The organism is Shinella zoogloeoides, assembly GCF_030733845.1.
GTDB lineage: Bacteria > Pseudomonadota > Alphaproteobacteria > Rhizobiales > Rhizobiaceae > Shinella > Shinella zoogloeoides_C.
Genome location: NZ_CP132311.1, coordinates 2,518,524 through 2,537,574, shown reverse-complemented (window position 1 = coordinate 2,537,574; position 19,051 = coordinate 2,518,524). Strand labels below are relative to the sequence as shown.

Below are 19,051 nucleotides of genomic sequence, written 5' to 3'. Positions count from 1 at the left end.
CGCTGGAAACCTGGTTATATGAGCAAGACCCTTCTGGAAATGCGTGGCATCACGAAGACGTTCCCGGGCGTGAAGGCGCTCGACAACGTCAACCTGAAGGTCCGCGAAGGCGAGATCCATGCCCTTGTCGGCGAGAACGGGGCCGGCAAATCCACCCTCATGAAAGTGTTGAGCGGCGTCTATCCGGCCGGCTCCTACGAGGGTGAAATCCATTTCGACGGCGAAGTCCGCCGCTTTTCCACGATCTCCGACAGCGAGCATCTGGGCATCATCATCATCCACCAGGAGCTGGCGCTCGTGCCGCTCCTGTCGATCGCGGAAAACATCTTCCTCGGCAACGAGGTCGCCAAGAACGGCGTCATCGACTGGAAGCAGGCCTTCCGCCGCACGCAGGAACTGCTCGACAAGGTCGGCCTCAAGGAGCCACCGGGCACGCTGATCACCGATATCGGCGTCGGCAAGCAGCAGCTCGTGGAGATCGCCAAGGCGCTTTCCAAGAAGGTGCGCCTTCTCATCCTCGACGAGCCGACCGCCTCGCTCAACGAGAAGGATTCCGACGCGCTGCTGAAGCTGCTGATGGAATTCCGCACGCAGGGCATGACCTCGATCATCATCTCGCACAAGCTGAACGAGATCAAAAAGGTCGCCGACCAGATCACCATCCTGCGCGACGGCGGCACGGTCGAGACGCTCGACTGTCACCACGAGGATATTTCCGAGGACCGCATCATCAAGGGCATGGTCGGCCGCGAGATGGAGGACCGCTATCCGCCGCGCGAGCCCAAGATCGGCGAGACGCTGCTGGAGGTGAAGAACTGGAACGTCTTCCACCAGCATCACCGCGACCGGCAGTTCCTGCACGACGTGAACTTCACCGTGCGCGCCGGCGAGGTGGTCGGCATTGCCGGCCTGATGGGCGCCGGCCGCACCGAGACGGCGATGAGCCTGTTCGGCAAGAGCTGGGGCCACAAGATCACCGGCGAGGTCGCCATGCGCGGCAAGCCGGTCGATGTCAGCACGATCCCGAAGGCGATCGAGGCGGGCCTTGCCTATGTCACGGAAGACCGCAAGCAGCTCGGTCTCGTGCTGATCGACAACATCATGCACAATACGACGCTGGCCAATCTCGGCGGCGTCTCCAGGGCGACGGTGATCGATAGCCACCAGGAGGCCAAGGTCGCTTCGGGCTACCGCCAGAAGCTGCGCATCCGCTCGCACTCGATCTATCAGGAAGCGGTCAATCTTTCGGGCGGCAACCAGCAGAAGGTCGTGCTGTCGAAGTGGCTCTTCACCAATCCCGAGGTCCTGATCCTCGACGAACCGACGCGCGGCATCGATGTCGGCGCCAAGTTCGAAATCTACTCGATCATCAACCAGCTTGCCGCCGAGGGCAAGGGCATCCTCATGATCTCGTCGGAGATGCCGGAACTGCTCGGGACCTGCGATCGCATCTATGTCATGAACGAAGGACGCATCGTGGCCGAGCTCTCCAAGGCGGAAGCAAGCCAGGAATCCATCATGCGCGCCATCATGCGCTCCGGGGAGAAACACTAATGGCCACCGATACCGCGACCAAGACGACCCAGCCTTCGGTGGGGGACTACCTGCGCAAGAACATCCGTGAATACGGCCTGCTCGTCGCGCTCGTCGTCATCATGATCTTCTTCCAGATACTCACCAACGGCGTGCTCTTCCGCCCGGTCAACATCACCAACCTGGTACTGCAGAACTCGTTTATCGTCATTATGGCGCTGGGCATGCTGCTGATCATCGTGGCGGGGCATATCGACCTGTCGGTCGGCTCCATCGTCGCCTTCACCGGCGCCATATCGGCGATCATGCTGGTGAAATGGGGGCTGCCGGCCATCGTCGTGGTGCCGCTCTGTATCCTTGTCGGCGCCGTCATGGGCGCGGCACAGGGCTATTGGGTCGCCTACCAGAAGATACCGTCCTTCATCGTCACGCTCGCCGGCATGCTCGTCTTCCGCGGCATGACCTATGTCGTGCTCTCCGGTCGCCCGGTCGGTCCGTTCCCGAAGGAGTTCCAGATCCTCTCGACGGGCTTCGTGCCGGATTTCCTGTCCATCACCGACCCGGCGACGAGCCTCATCAAGAACTATTTCGCCCTCGTCATGATCGTCCTGCTCGTCGCCTATGCCGTCTATGCGGGCCTGCGCGAGCGGCGCATGAACGCCCTGCATGAGACCGAGAACGAGCCCTTCACCTTCTTCGCCGTGCAGATGGCGATCATCGGCGCGGTTGCGATCTTCCTCGGCTTCCAGCTCTCCACCTATCGCGGCCTGCCGAACGTGCTCGTCATCATGGGCGTGCTCATCGCGCTCTATACGTTCGTGACGACGCGCACGACGATCGGCCGGCGCATCTATGCCATGGGCGGCAACGAGAAGGCGGCGAAGCTCTCGGGCATCAACACCGAGCGCCTGACCTTCTACACCTTCGTCAACATGGGCGCGCTCGCCGCGCTCGCCGGCATGATCATCGCGGCCCGCCTCAATTCGGCGACGCCGAAGGCAGGCGTAGGCTTCGAGCTTGACGTCATCGCGGCCTGCTTCATCGGCGGCGCCTCGGCGTCGGGAGGCGTCGGCAAGATCACCGGTGCGGTCATCGGCGCCTTCATCATGGGCGTCATGAACAACGGCATGTCGATCATGGGCATCGGCATCGACTACCAGCAGCTCATCAAGGGCTTGGTGCTGCTCGCCGCGGTGTTCTTCGACGTCTACAACAAGAACAAGGGCTGACCGGGAAACCGGTCGGCCGACGGATCGCAAATATGTTTGACCGGCCGCGGGCGCGGCCCGAGCGGGGACACGCGTCCGCCGCAAGTGCGGAGCTTTGACCGAAGCCCGCCCAAGGAAGGAAACGAAGATGCTTTTGTCCCAGGTAGGCAATACCGACGGTTCGATCACGGTTGTCGTTCGCGAGGAGGGCGGCGATGGCCGTGCCGTCAAGGGCGCGGCGAGCGTCTACGCGCTGGCGATGGAGGCGGCCGATAGCGGCGGGTCGCTCAAGGCTGTCATCGACGCGAAGGGGCTCGGCGAGGTCGTCGATCTGGAAGCGGCCTATGCTGCGGGCCGGCTGCTGTCGCCGATCACCCATCCGGACGCCGCGCACCTGCACCTGACGGGAACGGGCCTCACCCATCTCGGCTCGGCCTCGACCCGCGACGCCATGCATGCGGCGGTCTCCAAGGTGGAGGAGGGCGCCACCGATACGATGAAGATGTTCCGCATGGGCCTCGAGAACGGCAAGCCGAAGGCCGGCGAGAAGGGCGTGCAGCCGGAATGGTTCTACAAGGGCAACGGCAGCCAGGCCGTCGCGCCGGGCGCCGCGCTCACCTCGCCGTCCTTCGCGCTCGACGGCGGCGAGGAGCCGGAAATGGCCGGCATCTATGTCATCGCCGCCGACGGCTCGCCGTTCCGCATCGGCTTTGCCGTGGCGAACGAATTCTCCGACCATGTGACGGAGCGCATCAACTATCTCTACCTCGCCCATTCCAAGCTGCGGCAGGCAAGCTTCGGCCCGGAAATCCGCGTCGGCGCCGCGCCGGAGGATATCCGCGGCTTCTCGCGCATCCTGCGCGGCGGCAAGGTTCTCTGGGAAAAGCCCTTCGTCTCGGGTGAGGCGAACATGTCGCACACCTTCGCCAATCTCGAATACCACCACTTCAAGTACGGCCTGTTCCGCGCACCCGGCGATATCCACGTCCACATGTTCGGCACGGCGACGCTGTCCTTCGGCGACGGCATCCGCACTGAGGAGGGCGACGTGTTCGAGATCGGCGCGGACGGTTTCGGCCTGCCGCTGCGCAATCCGCTGGCGATCGCCGGCGAGGAAGACATCGTCATCCGCCAATTGTAATCCATGCCGCGAGCCGGTTTTATCGGCCGCACCATGACAGCAGGAGGCTTGCGCCATGACCATCCACCAGAACCTGATCGCCGGCGAATGGGTCGGCTCCGACGCGATCCGCAACATCAACCCGTCGAACACGAACGATGTGGTGGGCGAATATGCCCGCGCCTCCGCCGAGGACACCAGGGCGGCGATCGCGGCGGCGAAGGCGGCGTTCCCGGCCTGGTCGCGCTCCGGCATCCTCGAGCGCCACGCCATCCTCAGAAAGACCGCCGACGAGATTCTCGCCCGCAAGGACGAACTCGGCCGGCTGCTGTCGCGCGAGGAGGGCAAGACGCTGGCGGAGGGCATCGGCGAGACGGTGCGCGCCGGGCAGATCTTCGATTTCTTCGCCGGAGAATGCCTGCGCCTTGCCGGCGAGGTGCTGCCCTCGGTGCGGCCGAACATCGGCGTCGAGATCACCCGCGAGCCGGTCGGCGTCGTCGGCATCATCACGCCGTGGAACTTCCCGATCGCCATTCCCGCCTGGAAGATCGCCCCGGCGCTCTGCTACGGCAACACGGTGGTCTTCAAGCCGGCCGAACTGGTGCCGGGCTGCTCCTGGGCCATCGTCGATATCCTGGTGCGCGCCGGCCTGCCGAAGGGCGTGCTCAACCTCGTCATGGGCAAGGGCTCCGTCGTCGGCCAGGCGATGCTCGACAGCCCCGACGTCAACGCCATCACCTTCACCGGTTCGACCGGCACGGGCAAGCGCGTCGCCATGGCCTCCGTCGAGCATAACCGCAAGTACCAGCTCGAAATGGGCGGCAAGAACCCCTTCGTCGTGCTTGATGATGCGGACCTCACTGTCGCCGTGGAAGCCGCCGTCAACTCGGCCTTCTTCTCGACCGGCCAGCGCTGCACCGCCTCCTCGCGCGTCATCGTCACCGAAGGCATCCACGACAGGTTCGTCGCGGCCGTCGGCGAGCGGCTGAAGGGCGTCGTCGTGGACGATGCGTTGAAGGCCGGCACGCATATCGGCCCTGTCGTCGACGAGAGCCAGCTGAAGCAGGATACCGACTATATCGAGATCGGCAGGCAGGAGGGCGCCAGGCTCGCCTTCGGCGGCGAGCTTTTGAAGCGCGACACGCCCGGCTTCTATCTCGCGCCGGCGCTCTTCACCGAAGCGACGAACGACATGCGGATATCGCGCGAGGAAATCTTCGGCCCGGTGGCCGCCGTCATCCGCGTGAAGGACTACGAGGAAGCGCTGGCCGTCGCCAACGACACGCCGTTCGGCCTTTCCTCCGGCATCGCCACGACGAGCCTCAAGCACGCCACACACTTCAAGCGCAATGCGGAGGCCGGCATGGTCATGGTCAACCTGCCGACGGCCGGCGTCGATTTCCACGTCCCCTTCGGCGGCCGCAAGGGCTCGTCCCACGGATCGCGCGAACAGGGCAAATACGCCAGCGAGTTCTACACAACCGTCAAGACCGCTTATACGATGGCGTAACGTAAGCCAGGTAGAACGTCGTTCGGGCGCGGCCACAGGCTGCGTCCGATCTGTTCCGTTCCGGTACAATGTGCGATGCTTGCTTTGCGGCCTAAACCCTTCCTTTTCCTTGTCATTTGAGCGTTTCTCCGCTTCGGGAACCAAAATCGAGGCTCAACCTTTCGTTTTGCGATGCCGGTCCACTCCCGGACTGGTCGCTGATCTGGAGGTTTGTCATGTTCACAGCGACGAATGCAATGTCCATCCCCAAGCTTTCGGCGGCCGTATTGGTCGCTGCGGTTCTTGCCGCGCCGCTGACTGCGGTCGCGCAGCAGAAGGGCGGGGGCTTCGGTGTCGGGGTGGGAGTCGATCTCGGCGGCGTAAAGGCCGATATCGGGGCGACCGTCGGCGGCAGCAAGGGCCTCGTGGATGCGGATGTCGGCGCGAATGTCGGTGGTGAGGGCGGCGTGAACGCCGATGCCAAGGCAAATATCGGCGGTTCGAAGGGTCTTGCCGATGTGGACGCGACCGCATCCATCGGCGGGCGTAGCGGCATCAATGCCGACGCCAAGGCAAATGTCGGCGGTTCGAAAGGCCTGGTCGATGCCGATGTGAACGCAACGGTTGGCGGCAGCGGCGGTCTTGCCGCCAATGTCGGTGCCAATGTGGGCGGCAATGGCGGCCTGGCGGATGTCGATATCGGGCTCGGCATCGGCGGTGGCGGAACCGGCACGAATCCCGGCACCGGCGGCGAAAACGGTTCCGGCACTTCCAACGGCAACAGCAGCCGTGACCGCGAAATCCTGCGCCAGTTCTCGCAGCTTCCGAGCAGCGAGCGCATGCAGATGCTCCGGCGTTGCGGCGGCATCAATGGCGGCGGCTATGATTCCTCGCTGGCCAACCTGTGTCGCCTGCTCGAAACGGCGTCCCGTTGACGGGACGGGCGGCGGCTCCTCGGGCCGCCGCTTCAGCTCTGGCTTTGCGACTGACTCTGAGTGGCGGTCGGTTCCACCGTGATCGACACGCTCATCGTTTCCGCCGCCTTGCCCACCACCATGCCGGAGACCGGCGCGGCATCCATGTAGTCGAGGCCGCTCGAAAGGCGGACATAGCGCGCATCCGGGCAAATATTGTTCGCGGCGTCGAAACCGACCCAGCCGAGGCCTTGCAGATGCACTTCCGCCCAGGCATGGCTCGCCGTCTGCTCGGGCTGATCCATCAGCAGGTAGCCCGAGACGTAGCGGGCCGGAATGCCGAGGCAACGCGTCGCCGAGAGGAAGATATGCGCGTGGTCCTGGCAGACGCCCTGCTTCTTTTCCAGCGCCTGTTCGGCGGTCGTGTCCGATGCCGTCTCGCCCGGCCTGTAGGCGACGGTCGCGTGGATCGCACCCATCAGGTCGTGCATGCGCGCCAGTTCGTTGTCGCCGGCGGAGGCTTTGGCGAGGTCGCGGATCAGCTTGCCGGGCTTGGTCAGCGGCGTTTCGCGCAGATAGAGCCAGAGCGGGACGAAACCCTGGTGCGGGCCGAATACGCCTGCCCGGTCCTCCGTATCCACCTGACCCTCGGCGACGATGCGGATCGTCACCTGCTCGGCATTGGTGCTGACGAGATCGACATGGTTGCCGAAATGATCGGTATAACCGGCCTCCAGGCGCGCGCCGTGCACGGTCGTCTTCCAGTCGCGCACGATCTGGCCGGGCTGGCTCTTCGGCGTCAGCCGCAGCCGCTGCAGGGAATACTGCACCGGATCGTCATATTGATACTCGGTCGTGTGGCTGATCTTCAGTCGCATCGTTCGCCCCCGGAGCGTTTCCGCTTTTCTCCAAATCGCGAAAACACTCTATCTCTTTGTTTCCACACAATTCCAGACACAAAACCGCTTCGCATTTTGCTGGAATTGCTTTAGCGATAGAAGCGGTAGCCTTCGGAGATTTCCTCTCCGAGGCGATTGTTGTGCACGATGAACTCCTCGATGAATTCGTGAAGCCCCTGGTCCATGATGTCGTCCATCGTACGGCTTCGAAGCAGCATCAGCGTCGAGGAGGCCGTCTCGTGGGCGGCGTGGTTGTCGCCGTAGAGCTTGGCAAGGTAGCCGAGATTGCTGACGATCTTGTCATAGCTGTAGGCGAGCGAGCGCGGCATGCGGTCGTTGAGGATAAGGAAATCCGAGATGTTGGCCGGCGAATAGTCGCCGTCGTAGACCCAGCTGTAGGAGCGGTGCGCGGAGACCGACCGCAGGATCGATTCCCATTGCTTGTTGTCGAGCGAGGAGCCGACCTTGGCGATCGCCGGCAGCAGCACGTAGTATTTCACGTCGAGGATGCGCGCCGTGTTGTCCGCCCGTTCGATGAAGGTGCCGATGCGCGAGAAGTTATAGATGTCGTCGCGCAGCATGGTGCCGTGGAAGGTACCGCGGATGAGGCCGGTGCTCCGCTTGATGGCATCGATCACCTCCGGCATGTCGGCCGGCTTGGCGCGCTTGGAAAGCAGCTGCTTCAGTTCGATCCAGCACTCGTTGGTGGCTTCCCAGGTCTCGCGCGTCAGGGCCGTGCGCACCATGCGCGCATTGTTGCGCGCGGATTCGATGCAGGACATCACGCTCGACGGGTTGGACCGGTCGCGCAGGAGGTAGTCGATGGCGTCGGCGCTCGTCAGCCTGTCGTGCACGCCGTCGAAATCCTCACGCACCCCGGCGCTCTGCAGCACGCCGTCCCAGTCCTCGTCGGTGGAGCCGCTGCGCGTCAGCGCCATGCGCAGGCCCGCATCGATGAGGCGGGCAATGTTCTCGCCGCGCTCGATGTAGCGGAACATCCAGTAAAGGCCGTTGGCAGTTCTTCCGAGCATCGGCATCAGTCCTCCAGTACCCACGTATCCTTCGTGCCGCCGCCCTGGCTGGAATTGACCACCAGCGAGCCTTCTTTCAGCGCCACGCGGGTGAGCCCGCCGGGAATGATCTGCACCTTGTCGGAAACGAGCACGTAGGGCCGGAGGTCGACATGCCGGGGCGCGATGCCCTTGTTGACGAGGATGGGAACCGTGGAGAGGGAAAGCGTTGGCTGGGCGATGTAGTTCGCCGGCCGGGCCTTCAGTTTTTCGGCGAAGGCCGCGCATTCCTTCTTCGAGGCGGTCGGGCCGACGAGCATGCCGTAGCCGCCCGAACCGTGCACTTCCTTCACGACGAGCTCGCTCAGATGCTCCAGCACGTATTTCAGGCTGTCCTCCTCCGAGCAGCGCCAGGTCGGAACGTTCTCCAGCAGCGCCTTGCGGCCGGTGTAGAACTCGACGATCTCCGGCATGTAGGAATAGATCGCCTTGTCGTCGGAAATGCCGGTGCCGGGGGCGTTGGCGATGGTGATGTTGCCCGCCTTGTAGACGTCCATGATGCCGGGCACGCCGAGGGCGGAATCCGGCCGGAAGGTGAGGGGGTCGAGGAAGTCGTCGTCGACGCGGCGGTAGAGCACGTCGATTGCCTCATAGCCGCGGGTCGTGCGCATCTTCACCTTGCCATCGACGACGCGCAGATCCGAGCCCTCGACCAGTTCCACGCCCATCATGTCGGCGAGGAAGGCGTGTTCGTAATAGGCGGAGTTGAAGATGCCGGGCGTCAGCACCGCGACGCGCGGCTTGCCCGAACAGCCGGGCGGGGCGAGCGAGGCGAGGCTCTGGCGCAGGAGCTTGGGATAGTCCTCGACCGGGCGCACCTTGTTGAGGTGGAACAGCTCGGGGAACATCTGCATCATGGTTTCCCGGTTCTCCAGCATGTAGCTGACGCCGGAGGGCGTGCGGGCATTGTCCTCCAGCACGTAGAACTGGTCCTCGCCGGTGCGCACGATGTCGGTGCCGACGATGTGGGTGTAGACGCCGCCGGGCGGCTTGAAGCCGATCATCTGCGGCAGGAACGCCTCGTTGCGCTCGATCAACTCGCGCGGGACGCGGCCGGCCTTGATGATCTCCTGCTTGTGGTAGATGTCGTCGAGGAAGGCGTTGAGGGCGATGACCCGCTGCTCGATGCCCTGGGCGAGCTTGCGCCACTCCCGGCCGGAAATGATGCGCGGGATGATGTCGAAGGGGATGAGCTTTTCGGAACTGTCAGCGTGTCCATAGACCGCGAAGGTGATGCCGGTCTTTCGAAAGAGGTTCTCGGCGTCCCTAGATTTGGCGATCAGGCGGGCCCGATCCTGTCCTTCATACCAGTCATGGTAGTTTTCGTATGGCTGCCGCGGGTTTGTGTCCGCGTTCATCATTTCATCAAATGCCAAAGGCGTGTTCCCCATTTTTCGCCATTTGAGTACAATAGCCCGGTCAATGCAAGAACCATGCTCAATTAGCGAGGAAGAATTCTCACACCGCTTTGAGCACCAGGAAACCGGCCGTAACGACGGTTTTTTGCGAGGACATTTACAACCGGTTCTGTCTCCTCTGGTTCCGTTGCTGAAAACATGGGCAGATGCTGAAAAGCTGCCCCTTCCGTGCCCGAGCATCGACGAGGCCGTGCCGGGCGCTCGCGTCTCGATTGTTCTTTAGGGCAGGCGGAAACGAAAACGGCGGGCCGAAGCCCGCCGTTCCCTAAATCGATAATGGTTGCCTGCGCTTACGCTTGTTCGCGGCGCTGGCCTTCCGAGCGGCGCGGCTTGCCGTGCTGGTTCGGGCGGCCCTGGCCGTTGCCGCCGCCGTGGTTGCGGTTCTGGCGCTCGCCCTGCTTCTGCGGCGGTCGGCCGCCATGGGCGCGCTTGCCGGCTGCCGGTGCGCCGCCTTCGGAGGCCTGTGCGCCTTCGCCGAAGGGCTTGCGCTGCGGGCGCTGGGCGGCACGGCCTGCGCCGGAACGCTGGCCGCCGCCGTTGCGGCCCTTGCGCGACTTGCCGCCGGGGCCCGCCGTGACGACGGCCGGGGCTTCGCCGCTGGCGACAGCGATCTTGATGCCCATCAGCTTCTCGATGTCGCGCAGCAGGTGCGCTTCGTCAGGCGCGCAGAAGGCGATGGCGATGCCGTCGCGGCCGTTGCGGGCCGTGCGGCCGATGCGGTGGACATAGGCATCCGGCACTTCCGGCAGGTCGTAGTTGTAGACGTGGGTGACGCCCGGAATGTCGATGCCGCGGGCGGCGACGTCGGTGGCGACCAGCACGCGGGTCTCGCCGTCACGGAAGGACTTGAGGGCGCGCTCGCGCTGGCCCTGGCTCTTGTTGCCGTGGATGGAGGCGGCCTTGAAGCCGACCTGGTCGAGGTGCTTCATCAGCTTCTCGGCGCCGTGCTTGGTGCGCGAGAAGACGAGCGACAGGCCGTCCGGGTTGGCGGTGAGCGTCTGCTTGAGGATCTGGGTCTTGTGGTCCTTGCCGGGCACGAAGTGCACGTACTGCTCCACCTTGTCGGCGGCCTTGCCGGGCGGGGTGACCTCGACCTTCTTCGGGTTGACGAGGTATTCGCCGGCAAGCTCGCCGATCAGCTTCGGCATGGTGGCCGAGAAGAGCAGCGTCTGGCGGTTCTTCGGGACGAGCTTGGAGATTTTGCGCAGGTCGTGGATGAAGCCGAGGTCGAGCATCTGGTCGGCCTCGTCGAGCACGAGGTAGCGGGCCTGCGTCAGCGTCACGGCCTTGCGGGCGACGAGATCGAGCAGGCGGCCGGGGGTGGCGACGAGGATGTCGGTGCCGCGGCTCAGCATTTCAGACTGCTTGTTGATCGAGGCGCCGCCGACGACGGTGACAACGCGCAGCGGCGTCTTCTTCACGAAGTCGCGCAGGTTGTCGGCGATCTGGTTCACCAGTTCGCGGGTCGGGGCGAGGATCAGGGCGCGGATGTTGCGCGGGTCGGGACGGCGTGCTTCGGCAAGCAGCTTTTCGATCATCGGCAGGCCGAAGGCCGCCGTCTTGCCGGTGCCGGTCTGGGCGAGGCCGATCAGGTCGCTGCCTTCCATGACGAGCGGGATGGCCTTTTCCTGGATCGGCGTCGCTTTTTCGAAGCCGAGGGCGGAAAGGGTAGCGACGATGGTCTTCGAGAGGCCGAGGTCGTGGAAAGTGGTCAAGTGAATACCTTTCGGGGCGCCAAACGACTTTCCCGAAACGCAGTTGCGGACGCAAAACCGCGTCACACTTTTGCTGCAACTGCTTCGGGCCGGAAACGCACCATGCGCTTCCGGTTTCGTTCGGCGTCAAGAACCCCGCGTGAATTGGGAACTTGTGGGTTGGTTGGCTATCGTCTGCGCAGTCATCCGCAAATGGGAGGCGGATCGGTCTCTTGCGCTTGTCCTTCTCAGCATCCCGGTATCGGGAAATCTTTGGCTCGCTCACGCGGCGGCCGAAGGGCGACGCTGCGGCTCATGTCGTTGTTTTGCGCCGAAAAGTCAAGTGCTAGTTTCGCAGGTGCGAAAGGATCGGCGCTCAATCCATGATGAGATCGAAATCGGCCGCCGCTGAAACCGCACCGTTGATCAGGATCTCGATGCGGTGCGTGCCGGGATAGTAGACCCGCGTCGTGATGGGCCGGATCGCGTGGTCCTTGCCGATCGTCTGGCGCGCGCCCGCCGCAAGCTCGATCTGCTTCCACTTGAACACTTTCGGCGCCAGCGTACCGTTCGCTTTCACGTGATGGATCGCATAGTCGATCATCAGCCGCTGCGGCACCGTGTCCGCATTCGTCACGGCGATGGAAAAGCCGAGCCTGTCGCCGAAGACGACGGAGGGCGTGTCGATCGTCAATGTCGCGCCGATGCCCCTGGCGGCGGCGAAGCCGAAATTGGCAAGCGCCCTCGCATCGCCTTTCTTGAGCAGGGTGCGGGAGGCATGGCGCAGCAACTGCCGCCGCTCGGCCGATGCGTCCGCGATGTGGCGCTCGACGAAACCGGCGACGAGCGAAGGGTGATCCTTGGCGATGTCGTTGAGGCTGTTGGCGACCGAGCGGCGCACATAGTCCTCGGGGTCGTCGAGCAGGGCGAGAAGGATCGGCAGGATGGGCTGCGGATCCTTCACCAGCGCCGGCAGGCGCATCGCCCAGGGCAGGCGGGGGCGGGTGCCCTCGCTGGCCAGCCGGCGGACATGGTGGTTCGCATCCGCCGTCCAGCCGGAGATTTCCGCAAGCGCCCGATCCTGGTCGGCATGGATGAAGCGGCGGATGCCGAACTCGGCGGTGAAATGCGGCGTCAGGGCCTTCAGCAAAGCGAGCGACAGGTCGAAATGCCCGAGGCCGTGCTGGGAAACGAACTGGTTGACCGGCAGCAGCGCCCAGCCGGAAAGCCCCGGCCCATCGGCGGCGGGCAAGGCCCTGCGCAGGATATCCGAGGCTCCGGCATAGTCGGCGGGCAGCGTCGCCGTCAGTGCGTCCTTGATCCGCTCGGCCCGCTGCATCAGTTCCAGCGTGTCCATGTCCTGCGTCGCAAGGCGGACGAATCGTGCGGCGTCGAAATCCGGCGCCGCGCGGGAAATGTGCCCCGCCATGTCCTTCACCAGTCCGGGATGCAGCAGGTTCTTCAACGGTTCGGCCATGGGTCTCTCCTGTCGTCAACGCTACCCTAGCGAGCCTTCGAGGCATCGCGATAGGGGATCGCTCCCTTTCCAACAGCTTCGTGGAACGCGCCACCCGGAACATGCGGCGGCGCGTTGCGTTGGATCAACACGCATCCTGCCACAATCCTGTTGGATGCTTCTCGACGCAGAGCGATCTGCGTGTCCATGAACCTCGCTACGGGAGTGAAACATGACCGCCACGACTTGGATTCTCGCCGCCGACGGCAATCAGGCTCGCCTGCTCAAGGGCGTGAACCTGTTGAAGGACGACCAGCAGAGCCCGGAGCAGGAAGTCTTTCGCTGGGAGCCGAAGAAGGCGCAGGACATTATGGCCGACAAGCCGGGCCGCAGCCATTCCTCGGTCGGCCACGGGCGCTCAGCCATGGAATATTCGAGCGATCCGGTGCGCGAAGAACAGCAGAAGTTCACCGCAGAAGTCGCCGGCCGCATCGATGACTATGCGGCCGAAGGCGCCTTCGACCGTCTCGTCGTGTGCGCCGCGCCGCAGACGCTCGGCGACCTGCGCAGCAAGCTGTCGGACAAGTCGCGCACGCTGACCATGGCCGAGATCGACAAGAACTTCTCCAACCTGCCGACGGAGAAGCTGATCTCCTCCGTCCGCTCGATCATGTTCAATGCCTGACTTCTTTTTTTAAAAGTCGGTCGGAACGCCGCCCTCTTCCTTGCGTCTGGCGACGAACGCATCCAGTTCGTCCTCGATCGCAGGGTCGAGCGGCGGCTTTTCGTAGGCGTTGAGCTTTTCCTTGAAGACCCGGTTGGCGTGGTCGTAGGTGGTCGGCCGGCCGGCTTCCGTCCATGTCTCGAAATTGCGCCAGTCGGAGAGGATCGGCGAATAGAAGGCGGTCTCGTAGCGCGCCAGCGTGTGCGGCGTACCGAAGAAGTGTCCACCCGGGCCGACGTCGCGCACGGCATCGAGGCCGAGCGCCTCGGTGCTGACGTCGAGTGGCGTCAGGTACTCCGCCACCATCTGCAGCATGTCCACGTCGAGGATGAACTTCTCGAAGGAGGCCGTGAGGCCCCCCTCGCTCCAGCCGGCCGAATGCATGATGAAGTTGCCGCCGCCCTGCGTCAGCGCCCAGAGCGAGAAGGCCGATTCGTAGGCCGCCTGCGCATCCAGCGTGTTGGAAGCGTTGGTGTTCGAGGTGCGGTAGGGAATGTTGTACTTGCGCGCGAGCTGGCCGCCGGCGATGACCGCCTTCATGTATTCCGGCGTGCCGAAGGCCGGCGCGCCCGTCTTCATGTCGACATTGGAGGTGAAGCCGCCATACATGACCGGCGCGCCCCGGCGCACCATCTGCGTGAAGGCGATGCCGGCCAGCGCCTCGGCATTCTGCTGCACCACCGCACCCGCGATCGTCACCGGCGCCATGGCCCCGGCGAGCGTGAAGGGCGTCACGACGACGACCTGGTTACGCGCCGACATCTCGATGATCCCCTGCAGCATCGGCCCGTCGAGGCGCAGCGGCGAGGAGGTGTTGATGATGGTGAAGAGCGAGGGCTCGCGCTCCATCTGGTCCATGGAAATGCCACGGCCGATGCGGGCGATCTCGATGCCGTCGAGATTGCGCTGGCGGCCGAGCGAATAGACGTGGAAGACCTTGTCCGTCAGCTTCGCCATGTCGGACAGGCAGTCGAGGTGGCGGATCGAGGCATGGATGTCGATCGGCTCGACCGGGTAGCCGCCGGTCGTGTGGATGACGTCGTAGGACTGGGCGAGCTTGACGAGCTTGCGGAAGTCTTCCTGGTTGCCGGCCCGTCGGCCGCCCTCTCGGTCCGCGACGAAGGGCGCGGAGGCGATCTGCGCGAAGACGAGGTTGTTGCCGCCGATCTCGACGTTCCGCATCGGGTTGCGGGCATGCATGGTGAAGGTCGGGGGGACGCAGGCCATCATCTCCATGATCAGGCCGCGATCGAAGCGCACCCGGTCGGTGCCCGGCGTCACCTCGGCGCCGGCCGCCTTCATGCGCTCGCGCGCTTCCGGCAGGATGATGTCCATGCCGATCTCTTCGAGGATCGTCAGCGAGGCTTGGTGAACCGCCTCCAGCGCATCCTCGGAGAGCACGGCGGACCTGGCGGTGGTGTTGACGAGGTTGAGGTATTTTGCGGTGGCCGGCGCGCGCTTGACGCGCTCGGCGCTGCGGCCGCCGCTCCGGCGCCGGCGCTCGACGGGCGCTTCGCCTGCGTCGGTCTCCGGCTGTTCGAGGTGGTTTTCGAGCTTGATCACGTCACCCATCTGCGGCGCGTCCCCGGTCTGGTTTGCCTCTCGCTTCCTATCGCATATCCCGCGGCGCCATGCCCCCGCCATTTGCGACAGGCGCGTGCTCTCGTGGATAAGCGGCGAGGTCCGCTCCAGTTCTGGCAACAAACGGTTAACCATCCATTCAAGGATTGGTGATACTCCCCGAGAGGTATTAATCCCTCCCTCCGTCCCGCTTCGGGGAGCGCATGACGTGACTGAATCTCAAGACGAATTGCTGGTGGCGGCCTGCGCGCGCGTTCGCGAACACCCGCATCCGGCCTACGTCAAGAGCAGCGAACTGCGCTATCTCGCGGTGAACGAGGCCTATGCGCGCCTCTTCGGCCATGCTCCTGCCGAGATGATCGGCCTGCGCAGCGACGAGACCGGCGAGGCGCCGGGTCATGGCGACCGGGACGATCCGGAACGCCGCTGCCTGATTTTCGGCAATGCCGAGCGCGCCCGCTACATCCATCCCTTCGGCGGCGGCGTTTTCGACATCGCGCTGAAGCGCGAGCGGATTTCCCCGACGCTCTCCATCCTCGTCGGCCTCTTCACGCCCTCCGTCGAGGCGCTGGCGACGACGGTCCGTGCCGCCGCCAATGGAAACGGCGATGACGGCGAACGGGAGACCGGGCGCAGCTTGCAGCCGCAGGCGCATGCGCATGTCGAAGGCGCGCTCGATGCGGTGGGAGCCGGCGTTGCCGTCTTCAGCGCCGACAACCGGTTGAGCTACGCCAATCGCAGCATGCGGGAATTCTACCGCGTCCTCATCGGCGAGGTCGCGGACGGTCCCGTCAGCCTTGCCGCGGTGACGGAGGCCCTGCACGACATCGAGGTGGGACGCACCACGGCGGCCGAGCGCGAGCGCTGGGTGGCGGCGCGGCTCTCCAGCTACGATCTTCCGCTCTACGAATCCGTCGCCCGCATGGCGGGCGGCTGGGTCCGGCTCGTCACGCAGCGCCGCGAGGATGGCGCGCTCGTCGTGCTGCGGCTGGACGTGACGGCGCAGAAGGAAAGCGAAGGGCGGCTGAAGCAGCATTCGCAGGAGATCAGCCTCTACCGGGCGCTGCTCGACGAATTGCCCGTCGCCAGCTTCATGCGCGACGAGAACCAGCGCATGATCTTCGCGAACCGGGCCTATGTCGAACTGACGGGACGCCAGCCGGAGGAGTTGCTGGGGCTCACCACGCTGGAAATGTATCCGGAGCAGGGGGAGGCGTTCCACGGGCAGAACCAGTTCGTGCTGGATACCGGCGAGCTGTTCGAATCCGAGATCGACTATATCCGCGCGGACGGTTCGGTTCTGCCGACGATCTCGCGGCTTTACCGCGTCACGACGCTGGATGACAAGAACTACCTGATCGGCTCGATCACCGATACGACGGTGCTGAAGAAGCGCGAGGACCAGCTCATCGAGACGCAGCGCCGGGCCGAAGCGGCGCGGTCGGACCTCGAAAGCGTCGTGGAATCGCTTCCCGTCGGCATCGTCGTCGTGGACGAAAGGGGCGACATCGACCTCGTGAACGGCGCCTTCGAGGAGCTCTGGGACGGCGCGCTGCCGCCGATGAAGGGCCGGCCGCTCGCGGAGCTCCTGCGCTTCCAGCGCGCGCAGGGCGGCATCAGCGGCGAGGGCGGGCCGCACGACGAAGGATACGAGGCATGCCTTGCCGGCATCCGCACGGGCGAGACGCCCGCGCGCGAGGTGACCTATGCCAGCGGCCGGACGGTGATCGAGGCCGGCTGCATGGTCTCCGGCGGCCGCTGCCTGCTGACCTATATCGACATCACCGAGCGACGCGAACGCGAGCGCGAAGTGCTCGAAACCCGCAGCGCGCTGGAAGAGGTCGGCAGCCTCGTCAAGGATGCGGTCTCCTCGATGAGCCAGGGCCTGCTCATCATCGAGGACGGCGTCGTGGTGCTCTCCAACGAGGCACTTTCCACCATGATCGCCATGCCACACGACCTGCTGCAGCCGGGCGCGCTGGTCAAGGATGTGCTGCAGAGCTGCATCGATCGCAGGATTGCCGGTTTTTCCGGCGAGGAGCCCGTCGATGCAAGCGAGTTTGGCAAGATCCTGTTCACCGGCAAGCCGGCCTCGCTGACGGTGTTCAGCGGCTACGAGCGCTGGTTGCGCCTAGACGTGACGCCGACGAGCCGTGGTCGCAGCGTCATGGTCTTCTCCGATATCACCGACCTCAAGAGCCGCGAGGACGAACTGCGCCGCTTGGTCGCCCGCGCCGAGATGGCCGACAAGGCGAAGTCGGAATTCCTGGCCAATATGAGCCACGAGATCCGCACGCCCATGAACGGCGTGCTCGGCATGGCGGAACTGCTCGCCAAGTCGAACCTCGACACGCGGCAGAAGACCTTCATCGACATCATCGTGAAATCCGGCAACGCCTTGCTGACGATCATCAACGACATCCTCGATTTTTCGAAGATCGATGCGGGCCAGATGACGCTGCGCGACGTCGCCTTCAGCCCGGTCGAGGCGATCGAGGACGTGGCGACGCTGCTGTCGGCGAAGGCGGCGGAAAAGGACATCGAACTCGTCGTGCGCGGGGCGGCGAACATGCCGGCGGCGGTGATAGGCGATGCCGGGCGCTTCCGCCAGATCGTCACCAATCTCGTCGGCAATGCCGTCAAGTTCACCGACCGCGGCCATGTCCTCATCGACCTTGCCTCGAATACGACCGAGGAGGGCGTCGAGATCGTCATCCGCGTCGAGGATACCGGCACCGGCATTCCGACCGAGAAGATGGAATCGATCTTCGAGAAGTTCTCGCAGGTCGATGCCTCCTCGACGCGCCGGCATGAGGGCACCGGCCTCGGCCTTGCCATCACCGACGGGCTGACGCGACTTTTCGGCGGCACGCTGACCGCGACGAGCGAAGTCGGCAAGGGATCGGCCTTCATCGCGCGCCTGCCGATGGCGCTTGCCGTCGCCTCGCTGCCGGCCCGTATCGTGCCGGCAAAGGCGCCCGGCGCCCGCTTGCTGGTCGTCGATGCGCACGATCTTTCCCGCAAGGCGGCCCACGACATGCTGCTCGACTGGGGGTTCGATGCGACCGCAGTCGGTTCGGAGACGGAGGCGCTTGCCGTGCTCACGGCGGCCGCGGACATGGGCGTGGCGGTGGACGCGATCCTGATCGACTATCGGCCGGACCACTCGCCCGGCTTCGTGCGCACGCTGCGCGACAGCGCCGCGACCGCAGGCATATCCGTGATCGTGCTCACCTCGATGAACCTGCCGGCCGAAGACCCGTTGCTCTCTTCGCAGGACATTCAGGCCCATCTCATGAAGCCGGTGCGTGCCGATCTCCTGCGCGAGACGGTATCGGACGTGCTGCGCGCCATGCGCGGAACGAAGACGCTGTCTTCCGCGACGGGCGAGGGCAAGGTCCTGCCGCTGCGCCCGCATGCCGCGCCGACGGCGGCGGCGGCGGTAGGCGAGGCGCTGGACGTACTGGTCGCCGAGGACAACGAGGTCAACCAGATACTCTTCACCCAGATGCTCATGGCATCCGGCCTCCGCTTCAGGCTGGTCGACAACGGCGAGGAGGCCGTCGCGGTTTTTCGCGCGAGCCGGCCGCGTATGATCCTGATGGACATCTCCATGCCGGTGATGAACGGCCTGCAGGCGAGCCGGGCGATCCGCGAACTCGAAAGCGGTAGCGCTCGCCGCGTGCCGATCGTCGCCGTCACCGCCCATGTGCTCGATGGTGATCGTGAGGAATGCCTTGCCGCCGGCATGGACGACTATCTGGCGAAGCCGATCAGCATCGAGAAGCTCGAGGAAAAGCTCGACCGCTGGCTGAAGCACGGCAAGGCGCAGGCCGCCAACGGTACGCTGCACTAGAGTTTGTCAGGGAAAAGTGGGAACCGGTTTTCCCGAAAAGACAAACGAAAACAAAAGAATTTGGAGCATGTCTGATTCAATCTGAACCT

At 64.6% G+C, this 19,051-nt stretch carries 13 protein-coding genes; 7 read left to right on the top strand and 6 right to left on the bottom strand.

What is annotated here, in order from left to right; genetic code table 11:
- The first annotated feature begins 18 nt into the window (after nt 1-18).
- From mmsA to Q9316_RS13530, 5 genes are all read left to right on the top strand, one after another.
- The gene (gene mmsA, locus Q9316_RS13550; RefSeq protein ID WP_306032130.1) at nt 19-1,554 is read left to right on the top strand and encodes a multiple monosaccharide ABC transporter ATP-binding protein; all 1,536 of its coding nucleotides are present in this window, start codon (nt 19-21) and stop codon (nt 1,552-1,554) included.
- Nucleotides 1,554-2,762: a multiple monosaccharide ABC transporter permease gene (gene mmsB / locus Q9316_RS13545; protein ID WP_306032129.1), complete on the top strand. Its 1,209-nt coding sequence runs from the start codon at nt 1,554-1,556 to the stop codon at nt 2,760-2,762. The genes mmsA and mmsB overlap by 1 nt, the downstream gene beginning before the upstream one ends.
- 127 nt (nt 2,763-2,889) lie before the next feature.
- Complete coding sequence (gene araD1 / locus Q9316_RS13540; protein ID WP_306032128.1) at nt 2,890-3,882, top strand: AraD1 family protein; 993 nt, start codon at nt 2,890-2,892, stop codon at nt 3,880-3,882.
- 55 nt (nt 3,883-3,937) lie between these two features.
- Nucleotides 3,938-5,371: an aldehyde dehydrogenase family protein gene (locus Q9316_RS13535; RefSeq protein ID WP_306032127.1), complete on the top strand. Its 1,434-nt coding sequence runs from the start codon at nt 3,938-3,940 to the stop codon at nt 5,369-5,371.
- Between the two features lie 215 nt (nt 5,372-5,586).
- Nucleotides 5,587-6,285 carry a hypothetical protein gene (locus Q9316_RS13530; protein ID WP_306032126.1) on the top strand — a complete coding sequence of 233 codons (699 nt, stop codon included), beginning with the start codon at nt 5,587-5,589 and terminating at the stop codon, nt 6,283-6,285.
- Nucleotides 6,286-6,317: 32 nt separating this feature from the next.
- On the opposite strand, the gene Q9316_RS13525 is transcribed toward Q9316_RS13530, so the two are convergent.
- From Q9316_RS13525 to Q9316_RS13505, 5 genes are all read right to left on the bottom strand, one after another.
- Nucleotides 6,318-7,142 carry a transglutaminase family protein gene (locus Q9316_RS13525; RefSeq protein WP_306032125.1) on the bottom strand — a complete coding sequence of 275 codons (825 nt, stop codon included), beginning with the start codon at nt 7,140-7,142 and terminating at the stop codon, nt 6,318-6,320.
- A gap of 110 nt (nt 7,143-7,252) precedes the next feature.
- On the bottom strand, nt 7,253-8,194 hold the full coding sequence (locus Q9316_RS13520; protein ID WP_306032124.1) for an alpha-E domain-containing protein: 942 nt from the start codon (nt 8,192-8,194) through the stop codon (nt 7,253-7,255).
- A 5-nt stretch (nt 8,195-8,199) separates the two neighbouring features.
- Nucleotides 8,200-9,594, bottom strand: coding sequence for a circularly permuted type 2 ATP-grasp protein (locus Q9316_RS13515; protein ID WP_306035297.1), 1,395 nt, complete (start codon nt 9,592-9,594; stop codon nt 8,200-8,202).
- A 347-nt stretch (nt 9,595-9,941) separates the two neighbouring features.
- A complete protein-coding gene (locus Q9316_RS13510; RefSeq protein WP_306032123.1) occupies nt 9,942-11,366 on the bottom strand; it encodes a DEAD/DEAH box helicase in 1,425 nt (474 codons plus the stop codon).
- 355 nt (nt 11,367-11,721) lie between these two features.
- On the bottom strand, nt 11,722-12,822 hold the full coding sequence (locus tag Q9316_RS13505; protein ID WP_306032122.1) for a DNA alkylation repair protein: 1,101 nt from the start codon (nt 12,820-12,822) through the stop codon (nt 11,722-11,724).
- A gap of 211 nt (nt 12,823-13,033) precedes the next feature.
- Here Q9316_RS13505 and Q9316_RS13500 point away from each other — a divergent pair, with 211 nt between their 5' ends.
- Nucleotides 13,034-13,486 carry a host attachment protein gene (locus Q9316_RS13500; RefSeq protein WP_306032121.1) on the top strand — a complete coding sequence of 151 codons (453 nt, stop codon included), beginning with the start codon at nt 13,034-13,036 and terminating at the stop codon, nt 13,484-13,486.
- A 9-nt stretch (nt 13,487-13,495) separates the two neighbouring features.
- Here Q9316_RS13500 and Q9316_RS13495 read toward each other — a convergent pair whose 3' ends face one another.
- Nucleotides 13,496-15,097, bottom strand: coding sequence for a trimethylamine methyltransferase family protein (locus tag Q9316_RS13495; protein WP_306032120.1), 1,602 nt, complete (start codon nt 15,095-15,097; stop codon nt 13,496-13,498).
- A 217-nt stretch (nt 15,098-15,314) separates the two neighbouring features.
- Between Q9316_RS13495 and Q9316_RS13490 the strand changes: the two genes are divergently transcribed.
- The gene (locus Q9316_RS13490; protein WP_306032119.1) at nt 15,315-18,962 is read left to right on the top strand and encodes a PAS-domain containing protein; all 3,648 of its coding nucleotides are present in this window, start codon (nt 15,315-15,317) and stop codon (nt 18,960-18,962) included.
- Nucleotides 18,963-19,051: the final 89 nt, after the last annotated feature.